Genomic DNA, 15,256 nt, shown 5'->3' on the forward strand with positions numbered 1-15,256 from the left:
AAACCTAAGCAGAAGGCTCATATTTCCCCTATTACATCTTTAATATTTTTTAACTTAGTTTAATTTAAAAACGGAACATTTAGCTCTAATTGAAACAACTCAATATGATTTCTATTTTTCTTTAGTTCCGACAACGCAATGAATACCTCTAGATTTAAAATATTCGGCTATCTTGGTAATCCTAACTTGAAATTCCTCTCGGTCAAAAACTAGGCTCTCCATTTTATAATCTAGCCCTAGTGAGTGATATTTCTCTTCACCAAGACGCATGAAACTCAATAACTGCAAGGTTCTTACTTTGTTGCCCAGTTCATTGATTATGAAATCTGCTGTAGCCTCAATGTTTATTTCATCATCATTAACATTGGGGATAACCGGTATTCTTAAAATAAACTCTTTTTCTTGTTCAGAGAGCTTTTTTAGGTTAGCTAGAATTCGTTCATTATAAACACCGGTATGAGCCTTATGTTTATCGGAATCCATATGCTTAATGTCAGAGATAACTAGATCTGTATACTTCAGTATTTTTTCAATATGAGCCCACTTACCATAAAAGCTTGATTCTAAGCACGTATGTATATCTTCTGACTGACAAACACTAAAAAGGTCAGCAACAAAATCAGCTTGCCCAATTGGGTCCCCACCAGAAACAGTAACACCACCACCCGAACGTTGATAAAACCCCTTGTCCCTACGGATTATCTTCATACATTCATCAATAGACTTAGAGCTACCCCATTGTTTAATTGCATCTGATGGGCATTCTTCGTGACATTTCATACAGTTTGTACACTTGCTTCTGTCAATATCAGCAAGCTTATTATCAGAGAAGTTCAACATGCTTTTGTCTGGGCAGACATCAATACAAGCACCACATTTATCTTTGCCAATACACTTGCTTTTATACACTCCTGGCTGGGTGTAATGTTTGAAGCTTTCTGGGTTGCCACACCAGTCACAACGCAATGGGCACCCCTTTAAAAACAACTCTGTACGAATACCAGGGCCATCATCAATGGTGAATAGCTGTATATTAAATATGTTTGCCTGGTGCATCGAATTTAGCTCTTTTTTATACAGATTCATTGTGTTGAATACTTCATTGCATACGTATGCAATGAAATTTACTCTCTTCCAAAATGAATTTATTGATATAAATCATGATCAAATATCATCTTAACTAAGAAGGAATCACTATGAGACATTCATCACATTGATATAAATCGTACGTTATTTGTAATGACCACTGAAGAAATAGTTAAAAGTAGCGCTTAGTTGTATGCGCCATTGTTACAATGGTGGCGTGAATGCATATTTACACGTACCCATCATTAACATCAGTGATTTTAAGGGATGAGTTCGCCTATCTACGCTAAGGAATAATTATCTCTCTGAAAAAAATGGAATATTATTGATAACCTTAATATCGGCTGTATAACTGACATCATGATGTTGGATAAAGGTTATAAATGAGGACGAATGAAAAGAAAGAGTTTGCCGTCTCTAAAGTGAAACGGACAAACCCTGAGTACTAGTATTATTTTAGGACAAGCGCTTAGTCAAACTTGTGTCTATTGAGCAACTAGGATTGATTAAGGATGAGAATATTTAAAGTACCAAATAACAAGTAAACCAGGTTTAATCATTAGCCATTGTTTTATTACGGTGTTCTATAAAAAGCTTACTACTAGCGACTAAGACGAACGCTCTACAAGCGTACCTTTATAAAAAATATACTTACCTGTTTCTTCTTCACTTCCGCTAATCCTTTCAAAAAGATCTTCGACTGTGGACTTACAGATAACATCTGTAGGCGGTTTAATAGTAGATAGCTGGTATGAAGGCCAAGATGCCATAGGTATATCATCTACGCCAATAATTCGAATACCACTGTGATGGTGTATTTTTAAACCTTCTATGACACCAATCGCGATAATGTCATTGGCACAAAATACCGCATCTATTTTGTTAGTATCATTGACCAATTGATTGGCGGCCAACATACCAGAATCAATATCAAACGATGCCGATATTCTCACTGGCTCACTTAACCCTAACTCCATCGCTCGCTGACAAAAGCTTGACCACCGTTCTTCACAGGTCATTGAGCCTTTCTCACTACCAATAAACGATAAAGACGAGCAACCTTTTTCAAAAAAGTATTCTGCTACTTGTTTACCCGCATCACTATTGTCTAGACCAATACTATTTGCTTTGAAGTCATCGATATACCTATTGATAAAACTTAAATACACGCCATAACGCTCACATTGTTCAATAATATTACTTGTTAAACGACTGGTAGCGACAATTAAGCCATCGACTTGATATTCAAATGCCCTTTGAATGGCTGAATCGAGATCGCCATTAGAGATAGGACACAAGATTGCGTGTCCTCCTTGTCTTTGAACCTCTGATGCTAAGATACGCGCTTGTAAGTCGTACATAGGATTTGAACTGCTATCCAAAGCTATCGCAATAAGCCCAGATCGATTTGAAATTAAACTACGAGCCAGTGCATTCGGTTTATAACCCAATTTCGCTGCACCTTCTAATATAAAGGTTCGCTTCTGTTCGCTAATACTTGCCTTTGGATTGAAAGCGCGAGAAACCATCGATTGAGATACACCTAAGTATTTTGCAATATCATTTGAGGTCAGATTAGACTTCTTCATTCACTTTACCATTTGTACCTATTAATATTGTTTAACTTTATTTAAAGTTAAAATTAAATTAACAATCCTTGAGAGGCTTATAAATAACTGTTACTAAGTGCTACATCTTGTTAATTATAATAATTATCAATTTAGAAAGCATAAGTTGTTCATTTTACTGTATCTTTGCTTGAACGTACAATCTAGCTTCTATTGTTGGAAAATCCGAGTTTTTATGGATAAGTTACATAATGGTAACTGGTTGGAGGATTAGATTGTGTTTTTACGATCTAATCATAGCAATAGGCGATAGTTTCTATCCTCAAAGGTAGGAGTTGATACAAACAGCCCCGATTACCAATAAAGTTCAAATATAACTAACATTCGTGGCTACGTTTTTCCTTGAGAGTTGCTAGGGTTTGTTGACCTTTTGAGGTTGTTTTTATAGCGGTTTGTTGGGTATTAATACAAGGCTGCCGCTTTTAGGTGTGGCGGTTCCACATGAACAGTGACTAACGCGGTAGGAATGCCCAACAAAGCGCTACCCGAAGGGCTCGGCAAGAAAGGCTTGACCAGAAGCCGTTAACTCATCGTTGAGCGACTTTTGCTTAGATGACTAGGCGGCAAGTCCCTCGCCTTGAATCAATGGCTTCTGGTCGAGCAAAAGGTCAACAGACCCTAGTTAATATACATAGAAACACCAGGACCAACGTCCAATCCCAATCCTGTCCACAACAACAAAAATGCAGTCCAGAACACTAGGAATCCAATAGCAAGTGGCAACATAGTCGCCATCAATGTCCCAATTCTCAGGTCGGGTTTATAGCTTTGCATATAAACCAAAGCCACGCTGAAGTACGGTGACATAGGAGATATTATATTAGTTACGCTATCACCGATTCTAAACATTGCCAGCGTAAAGGCAGGCTCAATATTCAGTTGCATCAACATAGGTATGAAGATCGGTGCAAACAACGCGAATTGAGCGCTACCGCTTGTCATAAAGATATTACATATACAGGCAATTAATATGAATCCAATGATGAGTAAGTAACCATCAACACCTGCACTTTGTAAAAATTGAGCCCCTTCGTAAGCAACTAAGTTTCCTATCCCTGTCCATTTGAAATACGCAATGAACTGCGCAATAGCGAGGAAAAGGACTAATGTAGTAGCCAGAGTTTTTACAGACTCGGCCATCAAAGCTGGAATGTCCTCAACCTTAGATATTTTACCTACCGCCTTGCCATAGGTAATGCCTATACCAAGAAAATAGAAGAACATGAAAGGTACTAAGCTTTTAAGGAATGGCGATGGTATCAACCCCCCTTCCTCATTCCGCAGAGAAGAGGTTTCAGGAAGAACCAAAGCGGCAACAAACACCATATAACCTAAAGTAAACAGAACCACACGTTTGAGTCCTACTTTTTCTTCCTTAGTCATATTGATATCGGCGGTGGGCTTTTCTTTCACCATAGTAGACAGCGGATGTAGCTTATTGAGTCGAGGCTCAACAATTTTGTCGATGACCAAGGTACCCACTATCGCGAGCACAAATACTGACGAAGCCACAAAGTAATAGTTATCTACAGCACTTACATAAGCGTCAGGATCAATGATTCGAGCTGCATCCGTCGCAATCCCTGCAAATAGAGCATCTCCAACCGTAACAAATAGGCTAGCGTCAAAACCGGCTCCCGCGGCGGCATATGCGGCGGCAGCACCAGCGAGCGGGTTCCTACCTACTGAATGGAACACCATAGCCACTAATGGAATCAAAATTAGGTAGTTGGCATCAGAGGCAATCGACCCACAGATACCCGCTAGAAACACACAAAAAGTGAGCAAATGTCTAGGCGCTTTCGCAACCGTTTGAGTGAGTAACGTTGAAAGTAATCCAACTCGCTCAGCAAGCCCGATACCCAACATTACCGTAATGATCGTTCCAAGAGGCGGAAAATTTACAAAGTTCTTCACGAAGTTTGTAAACATATAGGCAATGCCTTCCCCTGAAAGCAGTGATTTTATAGGTGTTGCTTCAGCCGTTTTCGGGTTATATGTGTTTACCCCTAGGTAGTTGAAGATGGCAGAGATGAGCATTACCCCAACGGCCAAATATACAAAGAGTAGAAAGGGATGTGGTAACTTGTTACCCGTTCGTTCAACCCATGCGAGAAAACGATTGTCTTTTATCGTTTCAGGTTTTGTTGATATTTCTTTTACGTTCTCCATTAGTTTTCTCTCCCTAGATAAAATTTAGCCAAATCCATATAAACCTGCCTAGCAACAGCGATATTGTCATCGTTAAAGTCGTAATGTGGGTTGTGGAGGTATGCAGAATTCTCTCCATTGCCTATGAAGAAGTAACATCCCGGACGCTCAAGCAAGTAGAAGCTAAAATCCTCCGCACCCATGGTCGGCATATAATCAATCTCCAAGAGTTCATCTGCTGCAAAACTAGGCTCACAGGCTTTTAACAAGTCAGTTGTTTCATTACGATGATTCACTAGTGCAGGTATGGAAAGTTCAATATCGAATTGGTAAGAACAACTGAACTGAGAACACACGTGTCTCAAGGTGTTTTCAATCTCTTTTAGCAAAAATTCTTCTGTATCTTTGTGATCAGTACGTACGCTTAGCCAAAGCTCAGCACTTGAACTGATCACATTGATGGCCTCACCAGAATGAAATTTTGAAACGGTAATTGCTGCAGAATTGAGAGGGGATAATTTCCTAGAGATAATGGTTTGCACTTGAGTTACAAAACTGGCTCCGGTGATGATGGGATCATTGGTCAAGTGGGGCATTGCTGCGTGCCCTCCCTTGCCGAAAATCTTAACGCAAATACTCGTGTTCCCCCCCATTGCGGAGCCGGACTTAACAAACACTAGTCCTTGCTTAAATCCTGGACGATTATGATATCCAAAAATCTTATCTACAGTAGGGTTCTCCAAAACCCCATCATCAATCATAGCTTTCGCGCCAGCACCCCCCTCTTCAGCGGGTTGCATGATGATAACAATGTTCCCAACATAGGCTTTTTTGTTTGCTATTAAAGATTCAGCGGCACAAAGAAGACTCGCTGTATGACCATCATGACCACACGCATGCATTCTTCCTTCATTTTTAGATTTGTGTTCAAAATCATTAAGTTCATGAATAGGAAGCGCGTCTAGATCGGCACGAAATGCGATTGTAGGCCCAGGCCGTCCCGTATATAAAACCGCTTTGACTCCCGTTTTACCAAGGCCTCGCGTAACTTCATAACCTAGAGAAGATAAGTGGTCTGCGACTAATTCAGACGTGTCAAATTCTTCATATTTTAATTCTGGGTAACGATGAAGTTGTTTTCTTATATCAATATACTTATCTACATTCTCGTCCATATATAACGCATCTCTATTCATTAGTGTTAACCACCACACTAAACAAACGAGCAACATTTACCCGATTAAAATGTAACAATTTGCATATTTTTCAACAACAAGCAGCCCTAACCCACTGCTATTAAGCATTCTAGCCCTGGTCAGACAACTATGAAATTTAGTCTGTCATTAATACGACCAACCCTGTTCAGAGTATGATTCTGAGTTGTGTCTTTGGTTCTTGAGGGCATAGTACTGTCTGCAGACAAGCTTGAGGCATTGAGGTAAGTTTTCATGGGTAGACATAATACGGCTTCAATTTACGGACTTACGGACTTACGGGGCTCACTTTGCAGATTTGATTGCTACGCTTACTACTCTTGATCACGTAACCAGGTACAAGGAGTGTTCATGAAAGCTGGCGATCTAATATTTACCCAATTGGGTTCCCCTTCGAATGCAATATCATCAGTGACAGAGGGCTTTAAAGGTGCTCGCGTCAACCATGTAGGCATCATAGTAGACACCAATAAGGGCAAGTTTGTTTTGGAAGCGTTCGACCCTGAAGTCCGACTCACCAGTATCAGTGTTTATTTAAAGCGTTCTTGGTTTGGGACACCTAATCCGCGCTACATTGCAGCTAGGCTTAAAGAACAATACCAAAATTTAATACCAGCAGCGATTAAGTATGGCCTAAACCAAAGGGCCGTACCTTACGATGAACGCTATCTCACTGATGAAGATGCGCTTTATTGCAGCGAGCTTATCGTTGATATGTTTAAGAACGCCAATGATGGGGTTGAGTTCTTCCCAGAATCTCCTATGAGCTTCCGGGATACCGAAACTGGGGAATTACATGACTACTGGGTTCGTCACTACAACGAGCAATTCGGTATGCCTGTACCTACCGGAGAGCCGGGCTCAAACCCCGGGAATATGAGTAAAGACAGCAAACTTTATATCTATGACGTGGTGGGAGATATCAGTGGCTACGAACAATAGCAAACGACCACGAATAAAGTGCAAACCGTCATCCACTCCGACTGTAACGGTGCATACAGGGTGAAGGTAGAATTAGAGAAATAAAAAAGGCCCTATATTAGAGCCTTTTTAGTTTGATATTTTCTATATTCCTTATAGACAATGACAAATCCAATCTGAAGTAGTTTTATACTCAACCAAATCATTGAAATCCTCGTATTGTCATTTGTAATTATACACAATCTGTAACAAAAACACACGGAGTTGTTCACCTTAAACTCAACTCAAACAAAGATGATTGAATTTTGGTAACTTTTTAGATTATATTCACAGCACCAACCAATGAATTTTTATGCACACAACCTACCAACCACTCTCATAAAAACCACATTCATATTCGATAATTTTGTTTCTGGATTAACATTTAGATTCTAGGATTCTTACTCATATACAAACACTTAAGTAATCACAACCAAAATATATGAAACCTCAACCACCTGCCATCAATTCCTTATATTTCATTCAATATAAGTTTCTATTTATGCACCTTATATCGAACCGACAAAATATATAGGCTTTAGTTCCAGCACCAATTCAGAATTTTTGTGCTGGACACTAAAGGATATAGAAATGAAAAAATTGACTCTGACTGCTATCGCAGTTGCATCAGCATTCGCTGCATCAGCTAACGCTGCTGAAGTATACAAAGCAGACAACTTAGCTCTATCTCTAGGCGGCCGTGTTGAGGCTCGTAGTGAGTTCTCTGACCAAGGTAAAGACAATAAAGTAAACCAAAAGCAGCAAGAGCTTTCTCGTGCTCGTCTTAACTTTGAAGCGAAGACTCAAATCACTGAAGATGTTCATGCTCGTGGTTTTGTAGAAAAAGAGTTTACCAAAGACAACACAAACGATACTCGCTACCTTTACGTTGGCGTTGGTGACGAAAACACTGAACTGCAATACGGTAAAACAGATGGCTCTCTTGGTCTGATCACAGATTACACCGACATCCTAAATACCTACGGTTCAGAAGCATCCAGCAAATCTGCAACGGCTGACCGCGCAGATAACCAGCTACTTTATGTTGGCAATTATGGTGACTTAACAGTTAAAGCTAATGTGAACGGCGGCGGCGCGAAAGTATCTAAGTCATTCTTCGATAACAATGGTGTTGAGATTCCAGGTCAAAAGATCGATGCAACCATTGATAAAGGCTACGGTGCTGCAGCAAGCTATGACTTCGGCATGTTAAAAGCCGGTGCCGGTTATGCAAAAGAAACCTATGACGGCAATGCTAAGGATAGCGACAACGTATTAGTCGGTTTAGGCGCTGATGTAACAGATGCGCTGTACCTTGGTGCTCTTTACGTGAACGGTTCTCAGTTGGGTGATGATTTCCAAGGCTATGAGCTAGCAGGCTCTTACGACTTTACTGACAAGTTAACCCTTGCTTCTACATTCACAAGTGCAAACTTCGACTCAGAGAAAGAGGATCGTAACAGCGCGACTGTCGATCTAGGTTACCAGTTCACTAACTACTTCCTAACGTATGCTGGTGTGAGCAAGAAGTTCACCCAAGACGAAGAACTTAAAGGCATGTTAGGTGCAAAAGTTACTTTCTAAGAAAAAAAACGCTTAGTTAAACTTTAGCCATCTTTATGGAGCTCTCGATCAGGGCTCCATTTTTCTATGCACCTTATTGACTATCTCTTCTCGTTCTACTGTACACCCCTACAATATTCATCCTGTTTTTCCGCAAACGATTGCATAATTCAAAACCTCAATACCATTAGTTTTATTAATGATAAGACAAAAATAATCTATCGTGTAGCACGCGAAATTCGTGATCCAATCCAAATATATTCCCCCTACTTACGGTACTTCCTCAAGGATTGATTTTGATCACATTAAATATGTCGCCGTTGCAACACAATGCGCCCCGAAATCAATCACATCCCTTTTTTACGAGAATTATATAATGACAACTACGATTATCGCAGAACAAGTATCAGGGAAAACACGTAAATGGACTTATCAAGACATCACATGGTGTCTCTCTCTTTTTGGTACAGCTGTAGGTGCAGGCGTACTTTTCCTACCAATCAAAGCGGGCGCTGGTGGCTTTTGGCCATTAGTTATTCTAGCCCTAATTGCAGCACCTATGACATGGTTTGCTCATAAGAGCTTAGCTCGTTTTGTTCTTTCATCTAAGAACGAAAATGCGGACATTACCGACGTCGTTGAAGAACACTTTGGAAAGACTGGCGCAAACATTATTACCTTTGCCTACTTCTTTGCCATCTACCCAATTGTTCTAATTTACGGTGTGGGTATCACTAACACTGTCGATTCTTTCATGGTGAATCAACTTGGCATGGAATCTGTTCCTCGCTGGTTACTTTCTGGTGGTTTAATTGCTCTAATGACAGGTGGCGTGGTATTCGGTAAGGAACTGATGCTAAAAGCAACATCTGCAATGGTATATCCACTTGTACTTATCTTGCTGGCGCTATCGATTTACCTAATTCCAGACTGGAATACGTCAATGATGTCAGTGACTCCTGAATGGACCACACTGCCTTCTACTATTTGGTTGGCAATCCCAATCATTGTATTCTCTTTTAACCACAGCCCAATCATTAGCCAGTTCACTAAAGAACAGCGTAAAACCTACGGCGAAGATGCACACAAGAAAACGGACATGATCACTGGCGGCGCGTCAGCAATGCTGATGGGTTTCGTTATGTTCTTCGTATTCTCGGTAGTGTTGTCTCTATCTCCTGAGCAACTAGCGCAAGCACAAGCTGAGAACATCTCTGTACTTTCTTACCTAGCGAACGTTCATGCGTCGCCAATCATCTCTATATTGGGTCCAGTAATCGCGTTCGCAGCCATCACTTCAAGCTACTTTGGCCATTTCCTAGGTGCTCATGAGGGTTTGGTTGGTCTAGCTAAATCACGCTCAAACGCTTCTGCAAGTAAGATTGATAAGGTTGCTTTAAGCTTCATCGTACTAACTACTTGGATTGTCGCAATTATTAACCCTAGTATTCTTGGCATGATTGAAGCGATTGGCGCGCCAATGATTGCTGCAATTCTATTCATTATGCCTGTGTTTGCGATGTACAAAGTTCCAGCAATGAAAAAGCTAGCAACCACTAAAGCGGCTCGAATCTTCACGCTTATCTGCGGTATCGCAGCGATTACCTCTGCAACGTACGGCATCTTCTAATAAACCTTGATGCTCAATAGCCCTTAGCTTATGGCTAGGGGCCTGACTTTCATACACAAGTATTGATAGTCGAGCTAAATGTGATCTAACAAAGTGTATCCCTTATTAGATCACTACTTTGAATAAACGTCTTCCCCGAGTGCGTTTCTGGGCCGGCATTTCGGTCGGGGACCTTATCAGCAGAGCTGTGTAATCAGATTCCCGATAAAGGCATTCGGGAATGACGGAAATCCTAAAGTCTGATTTGGGTTCAAGAGACAGACTAGGGGCTTTTTATTCTGCTCTCCCCCTTTATTTCATAATAAGGCATGAATAATCATGATCAGTATTTTTGATATTTACAAAATTGGCGTTGGTCCTTCTAGTTCTCATACTGTAGGTCCTATGAAGGCTGGCTATGAATTCGTCGAAGAACTCAAGCACATGGCAATCTTACAGTCAGTCACCAAGGTAACGGTAGATGTCTATGGCTCACTATCATTAACAGGCAAAGGTCACCATACCGACATTGCTATTATCATGGGCCTTGCGGGTAACCTTCCGCAAACCGTTGATATAGATTCGATAGATGGATTTATCAAAAATGTGGAGCAAACAGGTAAGTTGGCTTTTGATGCTGGCAGTCACACCGTTGATTTTCCTGTCTCTGGTGGCATGAACTTCCACTCTGAAAACCTAGCGCTGCATGAAAACGGCATGCAGATCCATGCATGGGCTAACAATGAGCTTGTACATAGCAAAACCTACTACTCTATCGGTGGCGGATTTATTGTTGACGAAGCCTCTTTTGGCCAGTCTGAAGCGCTAACCGTTGAGGTCCCTTACCCTTTTGATTCGGCAACCTCGCTTGTTGCACAAGCGGTTGAAAGCGGACTTTCTATTAGTACCTTGGTACTTAAGAATGAGAAAGCGCTGCATTCAGATGAGGCTATCTCCAACTATCTAGCCGCTATCTGGCAGACTATGTCTGATGGCATCGAAAGAGGCATGAATACAGAGGGCGTATTACCTGGACCACTTCGTGTTCACCGCCGCGCACCTTGTCTTTACAAAAAGCTTTCCACTTCTGCCGGCACTAACGCAGACCCTATGGCTGTAGTAGATTGGATTAACTTGTTTGCATTTGCTGTCAATGAAGAAAACGCTGCGGGCGGTAGAGTGGTAACCGCCCCAACCAATGGGGCGTGTGGAATAGTTCCTGCTGTACTGGCTTACTACGATAAATTCATTCAACCAGTGACAGCAAAAGAGTATACCCGTTACTTCGCAGCTTCTGGTGCAATCGGTAGTTTGTACAAGCGTAACGCCTCTATCTCAGGGGCAGAAGTTGGTTGCCAAGGTGAAGTGGGCGTTGCATGTTCCATGGCCGCAGCAGGTTTAGCTGAGTTAATGGGCGGCAGTCCAGAGCAGGTTTGCATGGCAGCGGAAATCGGTATGGAACACAATCTTGGCTTAACATGCGATCCAGTTGCTGGACAAGTTCAAGTGCCATGTATAGAAAGAAACGGCATTGCCGCAGTGAAAGCAGTTAACTCTGCTCGTATGGCATTAGGTCGCACCTCTGCCGCTAGAGTCTCGCTTGATAAGGTTATCGAAACCATGCTTGAAACAGGAAAGGATATGAACGCTAAATACCGTGAGACCTCTCAAGGTGGATTAGCTATCAAGGTGCTTTGCTAAAAAGCATTTTTCAAATGGATATAATGGCCCAACCTTAGGTTGGGCCTTTGTTTATCTACTCTTTCCACTAGAAGCGATGCGTTAGAGAGGACACAAACTGGCGCTTATCCGATCCATTCTGCCCATACTCAGCTTGGATTGCCCACGAGCGATTGAAGTTATAGCTTGCTCCTACTAGGCCCATCCATTTGTCGATGTTTTCTTGTTCGATCTTGTAGTTGATGTGCTTATCATCTGGAAGACCACCATAATGCTCACCATATATGGTCAAGTTGCTGTCTAGATAACTAACACCTACATACACATCAACGCTACTCGTATCTTTCAGCGGAATCTGTTTACCAATTCGTGGGCTAACACTAATTACTAGCTCTTCTGCTCTCGCATTTTTCATATCAACGTAGCTAACGGAAACGGGTATGGCTAAGAAATAATCTTGCCACCCTGCAGCAAAAGTTGCTCCTATGGTGTAGTTCCAGCCATCTAAATCAACATCTAATGCATGTTTCCACCCATCAGTGTTACAAATTTCTGGCCTCAATGCTTCAGGTCGTTGACACATATCTAAGCCACCCACCAACGAGCCATCAGATTCAAATTCAACATGAGCCATACCGTTTACTTTTCCTACAGTGGCAAACACATTCATGAAAGGAAAGATCCAAGCATCGAGTTTCAGTTGAGGTGTTTGACTATGGGAATAGTTGTTATCAAACGATATAAACTCTACTGGCTGGGTAGCACCATTATTGATGCCGGAGAAGCCAGCCTCAAGATTCGAAATCGTCATATCTTGCTTAGTTTCGGCATAAAGGATGCTAATCCCAAATGGCAAAGGCAGGCTAAACCCTTGATCAACCACATCCTGAGCGAAGAATGGTAATGGCCTATCCCATTTCGGATTCGACTCATCACCGACTGACTCATGATTCGCAAATTTCGCATTACCCACCCCAGTTTCGGTCAGTTCTTCGTTTACCGATACCGACATCAAACGGGCACTGCCCACAGCTGAGGCACTAGACTCGAACACCAAATAAGTAGGAATCTCGCTGTCTTCTAAATAATAGACCTGCTCAGTCTCGATACCACTGGCGCTTATATTCCAGTCAGTCCCCCAAGAAGACTCGCTAAACCCCTCACTAAATTTTTCAAGGTTCTCAGGGGTATCAAGAACAGAGATCATTCTGTAGCTACTGAGGCCAATTCCAGCGCCTACATCGTAACGATACAGGTCAATGTAGGTGGTAGAGTCATCAACATTGCTATACACAGCACCTATACCTGTGCCTCCACCGACTAATGGCACCTTAATGTTCGACATTACACCCGTCGCATACCCTTCTGCTTGTTCTAGTTGAGCATGAATTTCTGGGTAGACCTCTGCCAGTTCTTCTATCAACTGCTCACTTTCATCATCGATTGATTGGCGGATCTCTTCTCTCTCTTCATAGGGGATCGAAGAGCTACAAGCCGTCATAAAAAATGCCATAAAACTGGTCAATAAGAAGGGAGTGCGCATAGAGTCATAAGCCAACGGGTTATAAAGTGCGCGAAGATTATCACGGTGAAGATGGCCAACCCATCACTCAGGCTTATACCGATCCTCACTCTTATTTAAGTATTCAATTGAGCCTAGTTATGAATTGAAGAGCGACACAAGAAAGATGCCTTTCAATGTAGAGTATTTCTTGCAACTACTATCATTGACATCAATGTGTCGAACGAAGAGACGGGGGTAAGGTTTTATCAGGAAAAATAGTTATCTAACATGAAAACGGTAGCTTGATAATGGCCATGTAACATTACCACCCACTACCGTTGTTATGTTCAGTTCCAGCTAATATGGAAACAAACTTATGGATATCTCACGCTAAACTATTTAAGGGCGTTCTTTTCCATCAGGTCTTCTTCAACACCTTTTAGTTTCATCTCATCCATGATGAAGTTGACAGTATTGAGAAGTCGTTGCTCCCCTTTAGGGATCAAGTAACCGAACTCGCTCTTAGTGAACGGGTCAGCACAACCTGATGCCTCTAAACGCTTATCAATGCTTTGATAATATAGAGCTTCTGGCGTCTCGGTGACCATCACATCTACCTTACCTTCTGCAACCGCTTCTGGTACATCTAGGTTATTTTCATAGGTGGTGAACTTAGCGCTAGTCAGGTGCTCTTTGGCAAACAGCTCGTTTGTACCACCAATGTTGTAGCCCACCTTGGTGCTGGCTTGGTTTGCCTCTTCTAGGGTATCGTATTTTTCTGCGTTGCCTTTAGCTACCAAAAAGCACTTGCCAAACGTCATGTAGCCTTGAGTCTGCTCAGCGTTCAACTGACGTTGCATCTTACGAGTAATACCACCCATAGCAACATCATACTTATCTTGCGCTAAACCATCCAATAGCTCTTTCCAGGTGGTCTCAACAAACTCAACCTTAACACCAAGCTGATTAGCCATATGCTTTGCCACATCAATATCGTAACCACTGAGTGTCTCGCCATCGTGGTAAGAGAATGGGCGATAGTCACCTGTAGTACCTACTCTTAGTACACCCTCTTTCTGGATATCATCTAGACGGTCAGCGTGTGCAACACCCACGGTCATCAGGCCCAGAGAGAGACCTAAGATTAGTGTTTTCATGAATTAGTCCTTCTTAACAACTGTAAGCCAGACTATACACTAAAAATAAAAATTAATTCCAGAGTATTTATTTACAAAACCAATATTTTCAACTAAGCAATTGAGTTTGCCGACTAAGAGTTCAATTTTGACTGTGCTAAGCACCGAGAAATCTCAAATAGAAATTATGATTCTGCATGAAAGCGGTAATTTGTGACAAGTAGTGTTTGGCAATGTCACCATACCATTCACTCTCGTCTATGCTTTCAACTACCGCTAATTTCCGAATAACCATAAAAAAGCCCTGCTCTCAAAGAGAGCAGGGCTTTCGAATAACGTGCAGTATGGCTAATCTATTAGCGCGTCATACCCAAATCTTTTTGCATGTGATCAGAAAGATCAGATGCATAGTAGGTTGTGGTAGTCTGACCTTTGCCGAAAAGAATATCAACAAGGTGCATCATCAATCCTTTGAAATCAATAGAATAGCTCTTTGCTTCCTGAGAGCTTGGTACTGCGACGGTGTTAAGATTCATTACTTGCGCCATGAGTGCCTCTTTAATTTCTGGTAAGTTTCAATAAGTTATGGCGCAAATATAGGCAAAATCAGCTTAAGAATAAAACGAGTAAAATTCAGCTTTCGGATTAGTTTTTCTAATTTTACAATACAATAACAAGTGCAAAAATCAACCTACAGAATAGATGCATAAATCCGCAATTTACGC

General features: G+C 41.5%; 11 protein-coding genes. 4 read left to right on the forward strand and 7 right to left on the reverse strand.

What is annotated here, in order from left to right; translation table 11 throughout:
• Positions 1 to 111 precede the first annotated feature (111 nt).
• The 4 genes from hpfH to D5I41_RS00675 all read right to left on the reverse strand — a co-directional run bounded on the left by hpfH (position 112) and on the right by D5I41_RS00675 (position 6,061).
• A complete protein-coding gene (hpfH, locus tag D5I41_RS00660) occupies positions 112 to 1,056 on the reverse strand; it encodes a (2S)-3-sulfopropanediol dehydratase activating enzyme (protein WP_119008013.1) in 945 nt (314 codons plus the stop codon).
• A 638-nt stretch (positions 1,057 to 1,694) separates the two neighbouring features.
• Positions 1,695 to 2,675, reverse strand: a complete 981-nt coding sequence (locus tag D5I41_RS00665; protein WP_119008014.1) for a LacI family DNA-binding transcriptional regulator — start codon at positions 2,673 to 2,675, stop codon at positions 1,695 to 1,697.
• Between the two features lie 657 nt (positions 2,676 to 3,332).
• Entirely contained in the window at positions 3,333 to 4,886 is a 1,554-nt protein-coding gene (locus D5I41_RS00670; RefSeq protein ID WP_119008015.1) for an AbgT family transporter, read from the reverse strand.
• Positions 4,886 to 6,061, reverse strand: a complete 1,176-nt coding sequence (locus D5I41_RS00675; protein ID WP_235868833.1) for a M20 metallopeptidase family protein — start codon at positions 6,059 to 6,061, stop codon at positions 4,886 to 4,888. Before D5I41_RS00675 ends, D5I41_RS00670 begins: the two co-directional genes overlap by 1 nt.
• Before the next feature lie 369 nt (positions 6,062 to 6,430).
• Here D5I41_RS00675 and D5I41_RS00680 point away from each other — a divergent pair, with 369 nt between their 5' ends.
• The 4 genes from D5I41_RS00680 to D5I41_RS00695 all read left to right on the forward strand — a co-directional run bounded on the left by D5I41_RS00680 (position 6,431) and on the right by D5I41_RS00695 (position 11,912).
• A complete protein-coding gene (locus tag D5I41_RS00680; protein WP_119008017.1) occupies positions 6,431 to 7,021 on the forward strand; it encodes a YiiX/YebB-like N1pC/P60 family cysteine hydrolase in 591 nt (196 codons plus the stop codon).
• 609 nt (positions 7,022 to 7,630) lie between these two features.
• Positions 7,631 to 8,623, forward strand: a complete 993-nt coding sequence (locus D5I41_RS00685) for a porin (RefSeq protein WP_119008018.1) — start codon at positions 7,631 to 7,633, stop codon at positions 8,621 to 8,623.
• 355 nt (positions 8,624 to 8,978) lie between these two features.
• Positions 8,979 to 10,232, forward strand: a complete 1,254-nt coding sequence (locus tag D5I41_RS00690; protein ID WP_119008019.1) for an aromatic amino acid transport family protein — start codon at positions 8,979 to 8,981, stop codon at positions 10,230 to 10,232.
• 318 nt (positions 10,233 to 10,550) lie between these two features.
• Positions 10,551 to 11,912, forward strand: a complete 1,362-nt coding sequence (locus tag D5I41_RS00695; protein WP_119008020.1) for an L-serine ammonia-lyase — start codon at positions 10,551 to 10,553, stop codon at positions 11,910 to 11,912.
• Between the two features lie 67 nt (positions 11,913 to 11,979).
• Here D5I41_RS00695 and D5I41_RS00700 read toward each other — a convergent pair whose 3' ends face one another.
• The 3 genes from D5I41_RS00700 to D5I41_RS00710 form a co-directional block, all read right to left on the reverse strand.
• Positions 11,980 to 13,392 carry a lipid-binding SYLF domain-containing protein gene (locus tag D5I41_RS00700; protein WP_235868834.1) on the reverse strand — a complete coding sequence of 471 codons (1,413 nt, stop codon included), beginning with the start codon at positions 13,390 to 13,392 and terminating at the stop codon, positions 11,980 to 11,982.
• A 398-nt stretch (positions 13,393 to 13,790) separates the two neighbouring features.
• Positions 13,791 to 14,552: a transporter substrate-binding domain-containing protein gene (locus tag D5I41_RS00705; RefSeq protein WP_119008022.1), complete on the reverse strand. Its 762-nt coding sequence runs from the start codon at positions 14,550 to 14,552 to the stop codon at positions 13,791 to 13,793.
• 335 nt (positions 14,553 to 14,887) lie between these two features.
• Positions 14,888 to 15,079: a hypothetical protein gene (locus D5I41_RS00710; protein WP_017028078.1), complete on the reverse strand. Its 192-nt coding sequence runs from the start codon at positions 15,077 to 15,079 to the stop codon at positions 14,888 to 14,890.
• Between the last annotated feature and the right edge of the window lie 177 nt (positions 15,080 to 15,256).

This window comes from Vibrio superstes, assembly GCF_003569005.1.
GTDB lineage: Bacteria > Pseudomonadota > Gammaproteobacteria > Enterobacterales > Vibrionaceae > Vibrio > Vibrio superstes.